General features: G+C 42.4%; 18 protein-coding genes. 8 read left to right on the top strand and 10 right to left on the bottom strand.

All coding sequences use genetic code 11. From position 1 onward, the window contains the following. Positions 1-186 precede the first annotated feature (186 nt). The 8 genes from V7L97_RS03825 to V7L97_RS03790 all read right to left on the bottom strand — a co-directional run bounded on the left by V7L97_RS03825 (position 187) and on the right by V7L97_RS03790 (position 6961). Complete coding sequence (locus V7L97_RS03825; protein ID WP_333653514.1) at positions 187-1032, bottom strand: hypothetical protein; 846 nt, start codon at positions 1030-1032, stop codon at positions 187-189. Positions 1033-1101: 69 nt separating this feature from the next. After that, positions 1102-1494 (bottom strand): secondary thiamine-phosphate synthase enzyme YjbQ, encoded by a 393-nt coding sequence (locus tag V7L97_RS03820; protein ID WP_333653512.1) that lies wholly within the window; start codon positions 1492-1494, stop codon positions 1102-1104. Continuing rightward, on the bottom strand, positions 1487-1948 hold the full coding sequence (gene folK / locus V7L97_RS03815; RefSeq protein ID WP_333653510.1) for a 2-amino-4-hydroxy-6-hydroxymethyldihydropteridine diphosphokinase: 462 nt from the start codon (positions 1946-1948) through the stop codon (positions 1487-1489). The genes V7L97_RS03820 and folK overlap by 8 nt, the downstream gene beginning before the upstream one ends. Then, positions 1949-3115, bottom strand: a complete 1167-nt coding sequence (locus V7L97_RS03810) for an LL-diaminopimelate aminotransferase (RefSeq protein ID WP_333653508.1) — start codon at positions 3113-3115, stop codon at positions 1949-1951. Between the two features lie 144 nt (positions 3116-3259). Beyond that, positions 3260-3637 carry a hypothetical protein gene (locus V7L97_RS03805; protein ID WP_333653506.1) on the bottom strand — a complete coding sequence of 126 codons (378 nt, stop codon included), beginning with the start codon at positions 3635-3637 and terminating at the stop codon, positions 3260-3262. Positions 3638-3712: 75 nt separating this feature from the next. After that, positions 3713-3928, bottom strand: a complete 216-nt coding sequence (locus tag V7L97_RS03800) for a hypothetical protein (RefSeq protein WP_333653505.1) — start codon at positions 3926-3928, stop codon at positions 3713-3715. Positions 3929-4058: 130 nt separating this feature from the next. Further along, complete coding sequence (locus tag V7L97_RS03795) at positions 4059-5444, bottom strand: sigma-54-dependent transcriptional regulator (protein WP_333653504.1); 1386 nt, start codon at positions 5442-5444, stop codon at positions 4059-4061. Positions 5445-5512: 68 nt separating this feature from the next. Next, complete coding sequence (locus V7L97_RS03790; protein ID WP_333653502.1) at positions 5513-6961, bottom strand: sensor histidine kinase; 1449 nt, start codon at positions 6959-6961, stop codon at positions 5513-5515. Between the two features lie 21 nt (positions 6962-6982). On the opposite strand from V7L97_RS03790, the gene V7L97_RS03785 reads away from it, so the two are divergent. The 8 genes from V7L97_RS03785 to hisS all read left to right on the top strand — a co-directional run bounded on the left by V7L97_RS03785 (position 6983) and on the right by hisS (position 14505). After that, entirely contained in the window at positions 6983-7687 is a 705-nt protein-coding gene (locus V7L97_RS03785; protein WP_333653501.1) for a YggS family pyridoxal phosphate-dependent enzyme, read from the top strand. A 4-nt stretch (positions 7688-7691) separates the two neighbouring features. Then, the gene (locus tag V7L97_RS03780) at positions 7692-7841 is read left to right on the top strand and encodes a hypothetical protein (RefSeq protein WP_333653499.1); all 150 of its coding nucleotides are present in this window, start codon (positions 7692-7694) and stop codon (positions 7839-7841) included. A gap of 113 nt (positions 7842-7954) precedes the next feature. Further along, the gene (locus tag V7L97_RS03775) at positions 7955-8173 is read left to right on the top strand and encodes a DUF2283 domain-containing protein (RefSeq protein ID WP_333653498.1); all 219 of its coding nucleotides are present in this window, start codon (positions 7955-7957) and stop codon (positions 8171-8173) included. A 788-nt stretch (positions 8174-8961) separates the two neighbouring features. Continuing rightward, entirely contained in the window at positions 8962-11631 is a 2670-nt protein-coding gene (locus tag V7L97_RS03770; protein WP_333653497.1) for an HsdM family class I SAM-dependent methyltransferase, read from the top strand. 21 nt (positions 11632-11652) lie between these two features. After that, the gene (gene proC / locus V7L97_RS03765; protein ID WP_333653496.1) at positions 11653-12447 is read left to right on the top strand and encodes a pyrroline-5-carboxylate reductase; all 795 of its coding nucleotides are present in this window, start codon (positions 11653-11655) and stop codon (positions 12445-12447) included. 15 nt (positions 12448-12462) lie between these two features. Continuing rightward, entirely contained in the window at positions 12463-12777 is a 315-nt protein-coding gene (locus V7L97_RS03760; protein WP_333653495.1) for a YggT family protein, read from the top strand. Next, complete coding sequence (locus V7L97_RS03755; RefSeq protein ID WP_333653494.1) at positions 12774-13247, top strand: DivIVA domain-containing protein; 474 nt, start codon at positions 12774-12776, stop codon at positions 13245-13247. The genes V7L97_RS03760 and V7L97_RS03755 overlap by 4 nt, the downstream gene beginning before the upstream one ends. Next, positions 13237-14505, top strand: a complete 1269-nt coding sequence (hisS, locus tag V7L97_RS03750; RefSeq protein WP_333653493.1) for a histidine--tRNA ligase — start codon at positions 13237-13239, stop codon at positions 14503-14505. Before V7L97_RS03755 ends, hisS begins: the two co-directional genes overlap by 11 nt. On the opposite strand, the gene V7L97_RS03745 is transcribed toward hisS, so the two are convergent. Next, on the bottom strand, positions 14473-15870 hold the full coding sequence (locus V7L97_RS03745) for a YchF/TatD family DNA exonuclease (RefSeq protein ID WP_333653492.1): 1398 nt from the start codon (positions 15868-15870) through the stop codon (positions 14473-14475). The two genes, hisS and V7L97_RS03745, sit on opposite strands and share 33 nt — an antisense overlap. After that, the gene (locus V7L97_RS03740) at positions 15867-17075 is read right to left on the bottom strand and encodes a 2,3-bisphosphoglycerate-independent phosphoglycerate mutase (protein ID WP_333653491.1); all 1209 of its coding nucleotides are present in this window, start codon (positions 17073-17075) and stop codon (positions 15867-15869) included. The genes V7L97_RS03745 and V7L97_RS03740 overlap by 4 nt, the downstream gene beginning before the upstream one ends. Positions 17076-17107: the final 32 nt, after the last annotated feature.

Genomic DNA, 17107 nt, shown 5'->3' with positions numbered 1-17107 from the left:
TCTCATAAAACTTGTTTCCGTGTTAAGGAGAATTCTTTATAGTTGACTCCTTATATAATAGAGAGGATATAGTACTGTAGCGGCTTCGGCAGCCCAAGCGTGACCATGGATGTCTAAGCGGGCTGGCGTAGCCTCGGAGAAAGGCTTGGATGCCTTTCGAGAATGAGCGGAAATACTATGTCCTCTCTAAAGACATCGCCTAAAATATCGAATCAGAACCTTTTCAATATTGTTTATTATACTATCCTTTGCATTTATTATAAATATCTTCGGCCTCTCTGTCTGTATCTCGAAAAGCTCACGCTCCATCCTGATAACTTCTGGAGGCTCTGAAAACCTGAGCTTCAACTCATCCTCGAACATGGGGACCATCTTGTCCTTCATCCTTAATTCCGTATCCATGAAGAATATGGCTATCTCCGGCATGAGGTCATAAACCCTGTCTAAAAAGGCAGAAACCTCTTTTTGGTATACCTGCTTTGGAGGCGAGGACTTTATCTCCATGTAAAGGATTGAGCCGTCTATCTTTGCGAGGAGGTCGTAATCGCCGCCTATACCCGGTCGTTTCATCTTTACTCCCCACACGGCCTCCGAGACAAATTCCCTCTTGAATATCTCTGCAACAAACCACTCGAGGGTTTCTCCAAAACTCTTGATAGGGCCTTTTTTAAGTTTATAAAAGGTGTTTTCTGTTCTTGCAACAAGACCTGTTTTGACAAGATAGTTTATATATTCGCCTGTAACCTCTTTTGTTGCATACCTTGTCACCTGTTGAAGCATAAATAACGGCTGGTGCTTGATTACATCCCGCAAGAAGAGCCTGAAGGAATACCGCTTGAGCATTCTATAATATCCGTCAATGAATTTTTTTTCAGGTATTAAAAGGTCATCGGAAGGCTCCTTCTTATAGATCCTGAATCCCCGCCTTTTAAGAAGGGCTGATAAAGAAGGCGTTAATTCATTTAAGGCTTCTCTGAGCCGTTTAACCTCTGATCTGAGAAAATCGATCTCTGTTTTTTTCTCTTTAGACACAAATAAAATATAAATTCGAAATCCTAAATTCGAATTCGAATTTCGAGATTCGGATTTGTAGTTTGTCTTTTAGACTATCTTGACAATAACCCTTCTGTGCCTTGGCCCGTCAAATTCGCAAAAATACACTGACTGCCACGTGCCGAGGAGCGCCTTGCTATCTTCTATCGCAACAAATTTCGATACACCCACGAGGGTCGCTTTTATATGGGCAGGGGAGTTACCCTCCATGTGCTGGTAATCACCCTCGAAAGGGATAAGCCTGTTAAGGGTTGTAAGGATGTCCCTTTTCACTGATGGGTCTGCACCTTCGTTGATGGTAATGCCCGCTGTTGTGTGTGGCGCATATATATAACAAATCCCGCTCTTTACCCCCGATTCCTTAATCGCCTCATGGATATCATCTGTAATATCGATGAATTCGGTCTTTGCCTTGCTTTTTATGTTCAGGGTCTTAAGCACTGTACAATTCCTCCTTGATCTGTCTGATATTTTTTTTCAACACAGGGTGTATTTTGTCAGGTGCGATCTCAGAAAGGGGAAGCAGAACAAAATCCCTTTTGTGGAGGAGAGGATGCGGTATACGAAGATGTTCCATGTTAATTACTATATCATCATAAAACAGGATGTCAAGGTCGATGATACGCGGCCCCCACCTGACGGTCTCTTTCCTGCCCATTTCTTTTTCCACTTCCTTTAGCGCCTTCAGTAATTCCTCTGGTGAAAGCCCTGTCTCTGCCTCCACAGCCATGTTTATAAAATCGGGCTGTTCCTCTAATCCCCAAGGTTTTGTCTCGTACATAGAAGACGCTTTTTTTATGACAATGCCTTTATCCTTCAATCTTTCTATTGCATTCCTGCAATGAGCCTGTCTGTCTCCCGTATTCGAACCAATGCCGATATAAATTATAGCCAATTATAATACCTTTTTAACCCTCTCCACAGCCTCTCTTATCCTCTCAACAGGCTGGGTAAGGGCAAACCGTATATATCCCTCTCCAGGTGCACCGAAGCCTACTCCGGGTGTTCCGAGCACGCCTGCCTTTTCGAGGAGATGGGCAACGAATGTTGTTGAGTCAAAGCCCTTTGGAACCTTTGCCCATAGATAAAATGTTGCCTTTGGCTTATTAATCTGGATACCGAGCCCTTTGAGCCCTTCATAAAGTGCGTCCCTGCGGTCTTGATAGATATTTCTTATCCTTGATAATACTGCATCCTCGGTCTGGAGTGCGATTATGGATGCCTCCTGAATCGCCTGAAACACGCCTGAATCAAGATTGGTTTTAATCTTGCCCAGGCCAAAAATCACATCTCTGTTGCCAACGGCAAAGCCGATCCTCCAGCCGGTCATGTTGTATGTCTTGGACAATGAATGAAACTCTATCCCCACATCTTTTGCGCCTTCCACATTGAGAAAGCTCATTGGCTTTTCATTGTCGTAGTACATTTCTGAGTATGCTGCATCATGGCATATGATTATATTGTATCTCACAGCAAACTCTATAGCCTCTTTAAAAAAGCCTTCCGGGGCCACAGCAGCAGTAGGATTATTTGGATAATTCAAAAACATCAATTTTGCCCTTTTCAGTTTATCTTCAGGGATCGCCTTGAAATCAGGCAAAAAGCCGTTTTCTTCCGTAAGAGGCATTATGCAGGACTCTCCTCCTGCAAACAATGTCCCTACAGGATAAACCGGATAGCCGGGAGTTGGGACAAGGACAACATCACCCGGATTTACAAAGGCAAGGGGAATGTGTCCAATGCCTTCTTTAGAGCCAATGAGGGATAACACTTCTGTTTTTGGGTCAAGGGACACATTAAATCTCTGCCTGTACCAGTTTGCCACGGCTTCCCTGTAAGAGATCATACCTTCATATGACGGATAGCGGTGGTGTGCCGGCTTATCAACCGCCTTTTTCATGGCGTCAACTATATGCTGAGGCGTAGGAATATCAGGGTCTCCGATGCTCAGGTCTATAACATCAACACCCTTTGAAAGGGCATCCTGCTTCATCCTGTCAATGGCTGCAAAGAGGTATGGCGGCAGGCTTTTCACGCGGTCTGCCAATTCGATCTTAATCATTATGAAGCCTCCTTTAAAGCAATGAGGAATTTTTGGCACGTATTTTATCGCAGAAACCAGCAAAAGGTCAAAAACAGAATAGGCTTGGAAATAAAAAGGGACGGCATTTTATTACCGCCCCTTTTATCCTGTATTTATTTCGGTTTATTTCTTTGCCGGCCTTGCAGGTTCAGCAGGCTTTGCAGGTTCTGCGCCTTTTTTCTCTGTCTTTGCGGGCTTTATCTCAATGCTTTTCGCAATATTTTTCCCCTCCACTTCAGAGTACTTCACGGTCACCTTATCGCCAACCTTTACATCGGAAAGGGATTTTTTCTCTTTCTCTGCTTTTACCACGGTCTTTTCATCGGTTGAAATAACGACCTCGGCCCTTTTGCCTTTTACTGTCAGGGATTTGGCTGCTGCATCCACTGCTGCGACATCGCCTGTAATATGTTTTACCTTCACCTTCTCCTTTGCGACAGCTACGCCTGCAATGGAAAGAACAAGGAGAATCGAAAGCACAATTGAAAATACCTTCTTCATTAAAAACCTCCTCAACAGTTTGTAATACAAACAAAGGGCAGGTTGTGTATCACCCGCCCTTTATCGGAGAAGCAATTATTTCTTCTCTTCCTTTTTCTCTTCTTTCGTTTTCTTCTTGTCTTTCTTTTCTTCTTTCTTTTCTTCTTTCTTCACTTCTTTCTTCTCGTCAGCCTTCTTCTCCTCAGCCTTTGGAGCTGCCTTGTCGGCTGCCGGCTTCTCTGCTGCGAATGCAACTGTTGTCATTGCGAAAGCAAAAAGAAGTGCTACAACCAATGCTATGACCTTCTTCATTATTTAATCACCTCCCTTTTTTAAGAATTCCCCAATCTTTGGCAGACCCGATTATACAATTTATATGCCAAATTCAGTAAACATTAAAAAACCTTATTTGTCAGTGAGATTATATGTGGAGGTTTTGGATTTAATTCTTCTTTTGGGGAGGCATATCCTCTTTTGAGGATATATTGAACTTTTCGAGTCTGTACCAGAATGTTTTATAGCTCATGCCGAGCAAACGGGCTGCTTTTGCTGCCACATTATTTGCCTTGGTCATTGCCTTCTTGATTAATTCCTTTTCCAGTTCCTCAAAATTGATGCCCTCATCAGGGATCTCTATGTCCAGAATGCCCCTGTCGGTTGGAAGCCGCAATTCGCCCTTAATGTCATCGAGATTTATCATGTCGGTATCGCTCATTAAAACAGCCCTTTCGATAACGGATTCCAGTTGCCTGATATTGCCGGGCCAGTGGTAATCCATAAGCGCCTTTATTGAGCTATCGCTTATTCCCTTTATCCTCTTGCCGAATTCATTGTTGTACTTGTCAATAAAGAATTTTACAAGTGATTGGACGTCCTCCTTTCTGTCTCTCAAAGGAGGGAGGCCTATTGTTACCACTTTAAGCCTGTAGTATAAGTCTTCCCTGAAACCGCCTTTTACTACCTCTCTTTCGAGATCCTTATTGGTTGCTGCTATTATCCTGACATCGACCTTTATGCTGTCCTTTCCGCCTATCCTCCTGATCTCTTTATCCTGCAGGACCCTTAATATCTTGGTCTGCATCAGAGGCGGTAAATCACCTATTTCGTCAAGGAAAAGGGTTCCTTTATCCGTTGATTCGAAGATCCCTATTTTTCTACGTGTGGCGCCGGTGAATGCCCCGGGCTCATAGCCGAACAGCTCGCTTTCGATGAGGTTTTCCGGTATGGCCGCGCAATTGATGGCAGTAAATGGACACGTCTTTCTCGGGCTGTTATAGTGTATTGCCCTTGCTATTAGCTCCTTCCCCGTACCGCTTTCTCCCTGTATCAATACGGTTACGGAGGTTGGGGTTACCTTTCTGACTATTTCCATGACTGCCTTCATGCTTTTTGATTCGCCGACAATTCCCTCTATCTTGAATTTTCCAAAGAGTGCATCCTGCAACCGGATATTCTCTTTTAATAACTTCATTCTCTCGGTAGCCTTTTTAACAGTCAAGACGATTACATCCTTTTCGAGCGGCTTTGTGAGATAGTCGAATGCCCCTTTTTTTATTGCCTCCACTGCCGAGGATATGGTGCCGTAAGCTGTCATGATGATAACTGCAGGCTTGATTAAATCATCCGGGATGGCATCCATGAGCTGCATGCCGCTCATGCCCCCCATCTTAAGGTCTGTTATAACCACATCGGGATTTAAGGCTTTTATAAGTTTGATCCCATCTTCTGCAGAGGGAGCTGTATGGACTTCGTACCCTTCTCCTTCAAGTATGGTTTGCAGGATGTCCCTCTGGCGATGTTCGTCGTCGATTACGATTATTACGGACATTAGTCGCTTCGCTCCATTTTAAATTGAAAAATACAAATTAAAAATTTTAAATTTCCAATCTCCGATTTTCAACCCCGTGATAATGGAAGGATCAATTTTACCTCGCTGCCTTTGCCTTCGGTGCTGTCGAACTCAACCCTTCCACCATGTTCCTCCATGACCCTTATTGTCATGGGCAATCCGAGGCCGAGGCCGTTTTGTTTTGTAGAAAAAAACGGCTCAAATATCCTTGAAAGGTTTTCTTGCGATACGCCGATACCGCTGTCTTTTATGGATAAAACAAACTCTTTGCCGGCAATTTCTGTTTTGATTGTAAGCGTCTTTTCTTGCGATGTCTCCATTGCATGGAATGCATTGGCGATGGTATTCAATATGCATGATTTAAAGAGGTCTGTGTCCACATTGATCTCCACATCAGCGGAGTAATCTTTGATAATACTTATCCTGTCTGCCTCTGCCTTTGCCCAGATAAGTGCCATAACATTTTCGAGGAGATGTGAGGCCATCACTTTGTGAAGGTTGAGCTTAATCGGCCTGCTGTAATCGAGAAAATCGTTCACCAGCTTATTGAGCCTGTGTACCTCCTGTTTTATGCCGCTTATGAGACTGTCAAACCTCTTTCTATCCCCTTCATCTTTCGGCGGGTATTTTTCGCCTATATGGTCAACGCTCAGGCTGATAAAATTCAGGGGATTTCTGATCTCATGGGCCATATTCCTCGAAAGATGTCCCAATCCCGAAAGATGTTCGGCCTCTCTCAGTTTTTCTTCCAGTGTGCGGCTTTCTTGCAGCTTTTGCACCATGAAATTAAAGCTTTCCGAGAGCTGCCCGATCTCATCCTTGCTCTGTACAGGTATATTCTGATTGAGGTCTCCGGCTGCGACCCTCATGGCTGCATCAACCACATTCTGGATTGGCTGCGTGTATCGCCTGGAAAGAATGAATGCCATAACGATGCCTATTCCGAAGACAAAAAGGGTAGCAGCAATCCTCTTCAGTGCATTTATTCTGAGGATCTGCGAGAAGTCGTCCTTATTTATCTTTAAATGAATATAACCGTACTGCGTATTTTCCGCAACAACAGGAAGTATTACATTATATGTGCTGCCTTCATCGGAGATCGGCTCTCCCAATTCTGCCTTGATGATAAGCTCCTTTCTCTTGTGGGTAATAGGCTGGCCTACCTTTGCAATATTACTGCTTGCTACTATCTCGTCCGCATTGCTTATTATGGATATCTCTTTAATACCCTTTGCATTGAGTTCTTTCAGATATTTTGAAAGCCTTGCCTCATCAGTAGCACCTGATGCCGTGACCTCTTCAACACCTACCTGTATAGCCTTCGTAAGCTCCATTGTCTGTCTTTCCAGCTCCCTGAAAAGGGCCTGCTCTGACTGCGAGTAAAGGAACATGAGCACCGAAATCAGGATAAAGCTGAGAAAGAGCATCATGAATAAGAGTTTTCTGTTAAGGGAAAGATTGTAGGTGAGTTTTTTAAACATACCAAATAATAACATAGTATAATAATATAACTACAAATGCTTATAGAGAACGCATCAAACATACTCAAAAAGATAAGCCATGCTGCAATGCGTGCAGGCAGAAGCCCTGATGAAGTAAAGCTTATTGCTGTTACAAAGACAGTTGGAATAGGAACCATAAAAGATGCAATAGATGCAGGGTTGAGGATATTCGGCGAGAACAGAGTTCAGGAGGCGAGGGATAAGATTTCAAATTTGAAATCTCAAATCTTAAATTCACGGATTGAGTGGCATTTGATAGGATATCTGCAAAAGAACAAGGCAAAATATGCAGTGCAATTATTTGATTTAATCCATACTGTTGATTCGGTCGAGCTTGCAGAAGAGCTAAACAAACAGGCAGAAAAGATAGGAAAGATACAAAGGGTGCTTGTTCAGGTAAAATTATCTGAAGAGGAGACAAAGCACGGGGTGTCTGAAGAGGAATTGATACCCATGCTCGAAAAAATAAAAAGACTTAATAATTTAAGGCTCGAAGGTTTAATGACAATGCCTCCATTCTTTGAAGACGCGGAAAAGGCAAGGCCGTATTTTAGGAAATTGCGCGAACTAAGAGAGAAGGCAGAAAAACAGGAATTCAAACTCCCTGAACTTTCCATGGGCATGTCAAATGACTTTGAAGTGGCGATAGAAGAAGGAGCAACAATGGTGAGGATAGGGACGGCAATATTCGGGGAAAGGAGTAAAGAGAAGGTATTGTAAGACGATGAAAAGGATTGAAATTATTCCTATTGCTCAAAGAAAGGCAGATAGAAGAGGAATTAATAAAGAGTGGATAGAAGATGCTGTTATGAATCCAGTGCAGGTAGTAGATGGCTACGGGGGCAGAAAAGTTGCACACAAAAGCTTTTCATAGATAATAAGGAATATCTTTTAAGAGTTATTTATGAAGAGACGGAAGAAATATATATTGTAGTAACGGCTTATATTACAGCGCAAACAAGTCGTTACTGGAAAGAGGGACAATAAATGAAAATAGAATATGACCCAGGACATGACCTCTTAAATATTGAGTTTATAACTGATGAGGCTATCGTAGAGTCGGTTGAGCTTGATGGTGTGATAATTGATTATTCAAAGGACGGAAGAATTGTTGCCATCGAGATACTCGATACAGGAAAGAGGACAACAAGGAATCCGCTCGACCTGATTGATTTGTCGATAGTAAAAGAGAAGGCAGTGGCTTAAATACAGCGATGGCTGACATTAAATCAAACGAAAGAGAATTCATGAGCCAGGTAATATCTTGGCTCAATGAATTTTTTAAAGACGGTTCTTATCCCTTTGAAGTTGCTTCATCAGACCCTTCTATAAAAGTTTCAGAAAAGAAAACAAAATTCCCCGATGTGCAGATATGGCTTAGCAGAAAAGCTCATCAGGGTTTTTGCGGATGGGAATTAAAAACTCCTGCAACCCCTGTTGATAATCAAGAACTCCTCGATAATGCCGCCGAGAAAGCAAGGGCGATGCATGCCGATTATTTTGTTACATGGGACATGAGAGATGCCGTCATCTGGAGGACACCAAATTGGACAGAAGAGGTATCAAGAGTCCATAGATTAAAGACCTATGCGCCAATCTCTCAGATAACAAATCCTGACGACCTCTGGGTTGCGTCTAAGCAGGAGCTTCTTAAAGCAAGGGCAAAAGAGATATTAAACGACCTTTCAACTCTTTATAGAGAAGGACATCTTCACCTTATTGATGTGGATTCGACATTCTTTGTTCACGAACTCTCAGAGGCAGTAAAGACCCTCTGGCCTCACATACATAAGTCATTAATAACAGAAATAGGAAAAAGCACAGCGTTCAAAAATGAGCTTTTTAACTGGGCTGTAAAACAGGGTATTGCTACTTATGAGGCAGGAGAGGCATTCTTTGAAACAGTATCGAGACAGATTATCTACAGGCTTTTCGGGAAGATACTCTTTTATTTAACATTACGCCGGTTCCGCTCGGATATTCCAAAGCTCGATTTGCATGGAATCAACCCTGAAAAAGTTGACAAAAAACTGAAAGAATATTTTGAGATTGCAAGGCAGATAGACTATCAAGCGGTATTTGAAGAAGACTTTCCTGATAAAGTCCCTTTCCCTCAAGGCGGCATTGAACCCCTGGTAAATCTTCTTGATAACCTGAACAGATACAACTTTTCGCACATGCCGCAGGATGTTGTTGGAAATGTCTTTGAAAAACTCATACCTCCTGAAGAAAGACATTTATTAGGTCAATATTTTACAAATGAAGAACTCGCAGATCTGATAACTGCATTCTGCGTCAGGTCAGTATCGGATAAGGTACTAGACCCGACCTGCGGGACAGGGACTTTTCTTATCAGGGCTTATGACAGGATTAGAAATGCAGGAGAGAAAGACCATAAAAAATTACTTTCTCAAATATGGGGAATTGACATCGCCCATTTCCCTGCCGAACTTGCAACAATTAACCTTTACAGGCAGAACATAGAGGATTATGCAAATTTCCCTCGAGTCATAGCAAAAGATTTTTTTGAAGTCAAAACAGGTGATACATTTAAATTCCCGCCTCCAAAACCAACAGGCGGGCCTGATTTTATGATTGATGAAACGATACCACAGTTCGATGCCATTGTAGGCAATTTCCCCTACATCAGACAGGAACTCATTGAGAAAAGGATTAAAGGGTATAAAGGTACGCTTGAGAAAGTTCTGTTTTATGACTGGAGAGCAGACTATCCCGAATTATTTGATGATGGAAAGTTAAAGCTTTCAGGTCAGGCAGATATTTATGCTTATCTATTTTTCCATACTGCAAAACATCTTAAAGATAAAGGAAGGATGGGAATTGTTACATCCAATTCATGGCTTGATGTTGCCTATGGCTATGAGCTTCAGAGATTCTTCCTTAAAAACTTCAAAATAGTCGCTATTCTTGAATCCCGCTGTGAGCCGTGGTTTGAAGACGCTGCTATTAATACAATTGTTACAGTCCTTGAACGATGCAAAGATGAAAAACAGAGAAACGATAACAATGTTAAATTCGTAAAGATTAAAAGACGGCTTAAAGAGCTTATTCCGTGGGATATAAAGCTCCCGATGCAGCGGTGGTTAGGTCTTGATAGGTTGATACATTCAATAGAAAATACAGGTTCTGAGCATTATAAGCTTAAAGGCACTAAATTTATAAATACTTTGAGTGGTCATAAAACTTATGAAGATGACAATTTCAGAATAAGAGTTCTAAAACAAAAAGAACTTCTTGAGAAAGTAGAAGAAGCTGGCAAGACACTCAAATGGGGGCAATACCTCAGAGGGCCTGAGATTTATTTTGAGATATTGGAGAAGTGTAGGGATAAGCTTGTGCCCTTGAAAGAAGTGGCAGACATAAGGTTTGGATTAAAAACAGGGATTAATGAATTTTTTTATCTAACAGATGAAAAAATCACACATTGGGGTATAGAAAAAGAATTTCTTCTTCCCTTAGTTACTTCTCCTAAAGAAATCGAATCTATAGAAATTAATCCTAAAAAAATTGAATTCTCGGTTCTTTACTGCAACGCAGACAAAAAAGAACTTAAAAAAGCAAAGAAAATAGGAGTCCTAAGCTATATTGAATGGGGCGAAAAACAGAAAACAAAAGGTGGGCGAGGGCATAAAAAAGAAGGAATACCATTTCCAGAAGTTCCTTCAGTTCAAGGAAGGACTTATTGGTATGGGATAGGCGAAAGGAAGCCAGGGCATTTTGTAGTTAATCGGTTCATAAATGAAAGGTTTTACTTTCCAGTAAATAAATCAAAATCTTTGATTGGTGACGTTGCTTTTGAAGGTGTATTTCACGATAGGAAAGACGCTGAAATAAATACTGCTCTTTTAAATTCAAGTATAACTTTCTTAGGAGTAGAACTTTTGGGACGTTTGAACCTCGGCGAGGGCTTACTAACATTCTACGGTCCTGATATAAATAATCTCTTAGTTCCTAATGCAGGGAAAATTACTACTAAACAAAAAGAAAAAATATTGAAAGCTTTTAATACCCTCCTCGCTCGTCCGATCAAACCCATCTTTGAAGAAGTAAAGATGAAAGACAGGCAGGCGCTTGATAGTGCTGTGCTTGAGGCGCTTGGGCTTGACCCTAAAAAATATCTGAAACCCTTATATGACGGACTTACAGAGATGGTAAGGGAAAGGATTGATTTAGCAAAATCACGTAAAAAAGTAAAACAGGTAAAGACCAAAAGAGACATTGAAAAACTTAAAGAGCAGTTAATTGAAGAAATAATTCCAGACGGAGTGAAGAAGTTTCCTGAAGAATTCGTTGACTCAAAATATCTTAAAGACGCAAAGGAAATCTCAGTCCCTAATGAACCATTAAAACTCGGCTCATATTTTATAGGGCAGCAGGAAGTTGTATCGGATAGCGGTTTTAAATATGATGCAGCGAATTTGGAAGAAGCAAAGTTTATTATCTATGCCCAAAAGCCTAATAGTTTTCTCATAAAGATTCCAAAGCAGGCATCTGTTGTCATAAAGGCTGTTGATGATTATGAGCGATATTTAAAAGACCTGAAGGCAAAACTCTTTGAAGCCTTCTTCAGCAGAACCCATGACCACAAACAGGCAGATACATTGGTACAACAGGTCTTTGATGAAATGGGTTTGCCGGACTAAGGAGAAGAAAGGAGCAAATAAATGATAGGTTTCATTGGCGGCGGGAATATGGCAGAGGCCATTATAAAAGGAGTCAAGAGTCAAGAGTCAGGAGTCAGGAGAGATATTTTAGTATCAGAACCCAGGGAAGACAGGAGGAAATATCTCCAGCAGACATATGGAATAAAAACAACAGAATCAAATAAAGAGGTTGCATCTTCATGCAATATTATCATCCTTGCCGTTAAACCACAGAACATGGCAGCAGTTCTTGATGAGATAGCAGATTTAATAACAGAGGAAAAGACAGTGGTATCGATAGCAGCAGGGATAACTCTTTCATATTTACAATCAAAACTGAAAACCAAAAAGCTCATCCGTGTTATGCCTAATACGCCTGCTATCATGCAGGAGGGCATGTCTGTAATGTCTTTATGCGAGTGCTTTTCCGACAGGGACATTGCAATCGTGAGGGACATATTTATGTCTGTGGGCAAGGTGCTTACCCTCCCCGAAAAATACATGGATGCAGTAACAGCAGTGTCAGGCAGCGGTCCTGCATTTGTGGCACTATTTACAGAGGCAGTGATAGCGGCAGGTGAAAAGATGGGACTAAGCAGGGACAATGCATCAGAACTCGCAATACAGACACTCATAGGCACTGCAAGGCTTCTCGATACAGGAATGCCTCCTGAGAAGCTCAGAGAAATGGTAACATCTCCGGGAGGCACAACAGCAGCAGGGCTGGGGGTATTTGAAGAAAAGGGCTTTAAAGATATAGTATATGATGCACTGTATGCAGCCAAGAAGCGGGCAGAAGAGCTGGCTAAAGTTTGAAATGAGGAGGGAGTGATGTTTATATTCGGCAATTTTGTTTTAGCAGTTGCGAAGATCCTCGATATTGTCCTTGAGGTATACCAGTGGGTTGTTATAATCTCTGCGATCATAAGCTGGGTTAATCCCGACCCATATAATCCGATAGTGAGATTCCTCTACTCGGTAACAGAGCCTGTTTTAAGGCCAATAAGAAGGCTCATCGGCGGGAGGCTCGGCCCCATAGACATTTCTCCTCTCGTAGTAATTCTTGCTATTATATTTATCCAGAAATTTCTCATAAGTTCTTTGATAGAACTGGGCTATAAAATAAAAGGAAGGGCTGTAATATGAGAATAACACCGCTTGATATCCAGCAAAAGCAGTTCCCCATGAGACTCAGGGGATTCGATGTCGACGAGGTATATTCTTTCCTTGAATTGATAAGGGAAGAGCTTGAGGAACTCCTCAGGGAGAATGCATCTTTAAAAGAACAGCTCAACAGGGCAGACAGCCAACTTCAGGAATACAAAAATATGGAAGTCACCCTCCGCGAAACCCTGATGACTGCACAGCAGATGGTGGAAGATTACAAGACGAATGCAAGGAAGGAAGCAGAGCTTATCCTGAAAGAGGCAGAGCTCAAGGCAGACACTATGATTAAAGAGGCGCAGAAAAAGGTGGTCAAGATACACGAAGACATTGTTGACCTCAAGGGGATCAGACGCCATTTCAAAGAGGAGATAAAGCGGCTCATAGACAGCCATCTCAAGATGCTCGAATTCGACAAGGAAAGGGAGGGGGAAGAATCAGGTGAAGTATAGTGCCCTCAAGGGCATTCAGGATATCCTGCCCCCTGATATCTATATCTGGCAGAAGGTGGAGTCTACAGCACTGGAGATATTCCGGAAATACGGATTTCAGGAAATAAGAATCCCCATCATAGAATCCACGGACATATTTATCAGGAGCATCGGAGAAACAACGGATATTGTCGAAAAAGAGATGTACACCTTTCCCGACAAGGCAGGCAGGAGCATCACCATGAGACCCGAAGGCACAGCGCCTGCTGTGAGGTGTTATGTGGAGCATCATCTTTATAATCTTTCTTCACCCCAGAAATTCTTTTATTCCGGCCCGATGTTCAGATATGAAAGACCTCAAAAAGGCAGATTCAGACAGTTTTATCAGATAGGCGTCGAGGCGTTTGGCGTTTCCCAGCCGTCAATGGATGCAGAGATTATTGCTATGCTCAGGAATCTCCTTGAAGGGATAGGCTTGAAAGAAGTGAATTTCGAGCTTAACTCAATTGGATGCGATAAATGCAGGCCTGACTACAGGAATGCGCTTTTGGACTTTTTCAGGAGCAGATTATCAGATCTCTGTCCTGACTGCCAGAGGAGGTATGAACTGAATCCATTGCGCATCCTTGACTGCAAGGTCGAAAGATGCATTGAGCTTAGACAGGGCGCACCGGTTGTTACAGACCATTTATGCAGCGAATGCAGGGAACATTTTGATGAGCTAACATCAAGGCTGCAGTCGCTCAATGTACGATATACATTGAATCCAAATCTGGTGAGGGGGCTTGATTACTACACAAGGACAGCCTTTGAGGTAACGAGCGAACACCTTGGCGCACAAAAGGCAGTGGCAGCAGGTGGAAGGTATGACAAACTTGTTGAGGAATTCGGCGGCCCGCAAATGCCTGCAATAGGTTTTGCTCTGGGAATGGAAAGAATCGTGACCTTATTAAAAGAAAACTGGACAGAAGAACATCCAGCGCCAAAGGTCTTTATTGCAACTATGGGCAGAGAGGCTGAGATAGAAGGGTTTAAGATTGCTGAAGATATAAGGACAGCAGGATTTTGGGTCGAGCCTAATTACGGAGGCGCATCCCTGAAAAGCCAATTGAGAAAGGCAGACAGGATAGGCGCTGAATTTGTATTCATAATCGGCGAGAACGAATTAAAGTCAGGAAAAATTCAATGGAAGAATCTGAAAAAAAGCGAGCAGGGAGAAATTGAGATAAAAAATATTCTGGCAATCTTAACCGACAACATCCAGTTTTCTAACCCTTAGTTTCACTCCGAGGGAATCTGTAATCTCTTTGCATTTATCAATATCAACGCCTTCGGATGTAACGACGGTTGCTGTTACATCCGGAATATATTTCTTTGCCTCTTTTATAAAATTCACGACTTCATTAAATGCGTTTTTAAACGCAGGCCTGCATATGCGGTTATAGGTCTCCTCATCCTGTGCATCGAGGCTTATTGATATTGAGTCCACAAGTCCCTGCAATTCAGGAAGGATGTTTTTTTTATGAATCAGACTTCCATGACCGTTTGTATTGATCCTTACCTTCCCGCCTTTTTCCTTTACCCATGAGGCAACGGATTTTACTGCATCGAGTCTCAGCAAAGGTTCTCCATACCCGCAAAAGACTATCTCTTTATATTTCGTGGGGTCTCCAATGGCATTCTTTAGTTCTTCTTCTGCAGGCTCATGCTCAAGCCTGAGTTTATGCCCTTTTACAAAATCCGTATGAAACTTTACGCAGAAAGTGCATTTGCTTGTGCACCTGTTGGTTATATTCAAATAAAGGCTGTCTCTTATCTTATAGGCGATTTCAGCCTCCGGCATCTTACCAATGCCGAAGAGCCTTTTTGCGTTTAAAGTCGTAATCCTGTCTATATCTTCAATGGATATGTCTCTCAATTCAGCTATGAATCTTGCTGTATGAACAACAAATGCAGGCTCGTTTCTTTTGCCTCTCAAAGGCTCGGGCGTCAGATAAGGAGCATCCGTTTCGACAAGCAGGTAGTCGTCAGGGATTGCCTTTGCTATTTCCCTTAATCTATCTGCGTTTTTAAATGTCACAGGCCCTGCAATGGATATATAAAAACCCAAGCTCATCACCCTTTCTGCCATCTCCATGTCCCCTGAGAAGCAGTGCATCACGCCCTTTGTAACACCTGATTCCTCAAGGATTTTAAGGGTATCTTTTTTTGCCTCTCTGCTGTGGATAATAACAGGAAGGTTTACTTCCTTTGCATAATAAAGCTGTTTTTTGAATACATCTTTCTGAATATCCCTCGGCGAATGGTCGTAGTGGTAATCAAGGCCGATTTCGCCGATGGCAACAACCTTAGAATTTTTGTTCTTCTGACTTCTGACTTCTGACTTCTGACTTCTGTTTGCTGCCCATCTCTTTATCTGATCGAATATCTCTTCTGAGAAGTCCTTTGCATCATGCGGATGGATGCCCACAGTGGCATAAATGAAATCATACTTTTCTGCAAGCTCTACAGCGCCCTTGCATCCTTCAAAATCAGAGCCGATGGTTATGATTGCCTCTAATCCTGCTTCCCTTGCCCTTCTAATTACATCTTCACGGTCGGGATCATAGGGCTTCATTTCTAAATGACAATGCGTGTCTATCATGCCCCGAACTTCTTCAGCCTCATTGAATTTGCGAGTGCCAGAGGAATTAGATTCACTGCCGGGAATATGCCGAGCTCGCCTTTTGTGCATTCACGCTCGGAGAATGCTGAACACAAACCGCCAAGTACATAAGGAGATTTTAACAGGACAGGCACAGGATGCCAGCTATGGCTCTTCAATAATGCAGGTGTTGAGTGGTCTCCTGTAATCATAAGCACATCAGGTTTTAGTTCAAGTATCTGGGGCAGGAGTTTGTCGAATTCCTCAATCCTTGCTGCCTTTCCTTCAAAATTCCCGTCTTCGCCGTATGAGTCAATCTTTTTTACATGCACAAAGAAAAAATCATAATCATTGTATTTTTGTTTTAAAAATTTAATCTCATCTTCAACGCTTCCTTCAATTGCAGGAGTATCCATTCCTACAAGCCTTGCAAGGCCTCTGTACATCGGATATGTTGCAATGGCAAGGGACTTTAATCCGAATGCCTCTTCGAATGTTGGAATATGGGGCATTTGAGCAAATCCCCTCGTTAGAATAAAATTCGCTTTTTCTTCAGTTTTAAGCATCTCTTGCACTTTGTTTATCAACTTCTCGGCAACCTTTGCCACCTTCTCTGCGCTTTTTGACAGAGGTGTAGCAGGCAGCGGAGCCTTTCCTTCTTTCTGCGGATCTGTATCTGGAAGCATCCCCGCATCAGGCTCAAGGTCATTCGGGAATCTGAACAGTACGGCAAATCTGTGCTCCATACCCGGGGCAAATATAAGTTCTACATCATCGATTATTTTTATCTCATCCTGCAATTTCTCTGTGAGCTTTCTATTCTGCTCCGTTGGTATCCTGCCGGCACGTCTGTCAACGATGACCCCGTCCTTAATTGTTGCGTAGTTGCATCTTACAGCCACATCGGTTTTTCTAACCTCAAGTCCAAGACCGAGTGCCTCTAATATTCCCCTTCCAATCTGGAATTCTATAGGGTCATACCCAAAAATTCCGAGGTGTCCGGGTCCGCTTCCGGGAGTAACACCATAAGCAACAGGTACATGCAATCCGCATGCAGATTCCCTTGCAAGTGCATCAAGATTTGGCGTGTTGGCTGCTTCAAGCTCTGTCTTGCCGTTGATTGGAAGTCCTCCTACACCGTCAAGCACGACAAAGATTATCTTTGTATCATTCTTCTGGACTAATGGTTTTATAAGTTTTTGCATGTCAAACTCCTTAGAATTAGGATATGAAATGA

The sequence above is a fragment of the Dissulfurispira sp. genome, from assembly GCF_036745535.1.
GTDB lineage: Bacteria > Nitrospirota > Thermodesulfovibrionia > Thermodesulfovibrionales > Dissulfurispiraceae > Dissulfurispira.
This window is presented reverse-complemented; position numbering and strand designations above follow the sequence as displayed.

Excerpts from the sequence above, each read along its gene's own strand:
- V7L97_RS03810 (WP_333653508.1), bottom strand. The coding sequence starts at position 3,115 with ATGATTAAGATCGAATTGGCAGACCGCGTGAAAAGCCTGCCGCCATAC.
- V7L97_RS03785 (WP_333653501.1), top strand. The coding sequence starts at position 6,983 with ATGCTTATAGAGAACGCATCAAACATACTCAAAAAGATAAGCCATGCT.
- V7L97_RS03760 (WP_333653495.1), top strand. The coding sequence starts at position 12,463 with ATGTTTATATTCGGCAATTTTGTTTTAGCAGTTGCGAAGATCCTCGAT.
- V7L97_RS03745 (WP_333653492.1), bottom strand. The coding sequence starts at position 15,870 with ATGATAGACACGCATTGTCATTTAGAAATGAAGCCCTATGATCCCGAC.
- V7L97_RS03740 (WP_333653491.1), bottom strand. The coding sequence starts at position 17,075 with ATGCAAAAACTTATAAAACCATTAGTCCAGAAGAATGATACAAAGATA.
- V7L97_RS03800 (WP_333653505.1), bottom strand. The coding sequence starts at position 3,928 with ATGAAGAAGGTCATAGCATTGGTTGTAGCACTTCTTTTTGCTTTCGCA.
- V7L97_RS03805 (WP_333653506.1), bottom strand. The coding sequence starts at position 3,637 with ATGAAGAAGGTATTTTCAATTGTGCTTTCGATTCTCCTTGTTCTTTCC.
- V7L97_RS03795 (WP_333653504.1), bottom strand. The coding sequence starts at position 5,444 with ATGTCCGTAATAATCGTAATCGACGACGAACATCGCCAGAGGGACATC.
- V7L97_RS03790 (WP_333653502.1), bottom strand. The coding sequence starts at position 6,961 with ATGTTATTATTTGGTATGTTTAAAAAACTCACCTACAATCTTTCCCTT.
- V7L97_RS03755 (WP_333653494.1), top strand. The coding sequence starts at position 12,774 with ATGAGAATAACACCGCTTGATATCCAGCAAAAGCAGTTCCCCATGAGA.
- V7L97_RS03780 (WP_333653499.1), top strand. The coding sequence starts at position 7,692 with ATGAAAAGGATTGAAATTATTCCTATTGCTCAAAGAAAGGCAGATAGA.
- V7L97_RS03775 (WP_333653498.1), top strand. The coding sequence starts at position 7,955 with ATGAAAATAGAATATGACCCAGGACATGACCTCTTAAATATTGAGTTT.
- proC (WP_333653496.1), top strand. The coding sequence starts at position 11,653 with ATGATAGGTTTCATTGGCGGCGGGAATATGGCAGAGGCCATTATAAAA.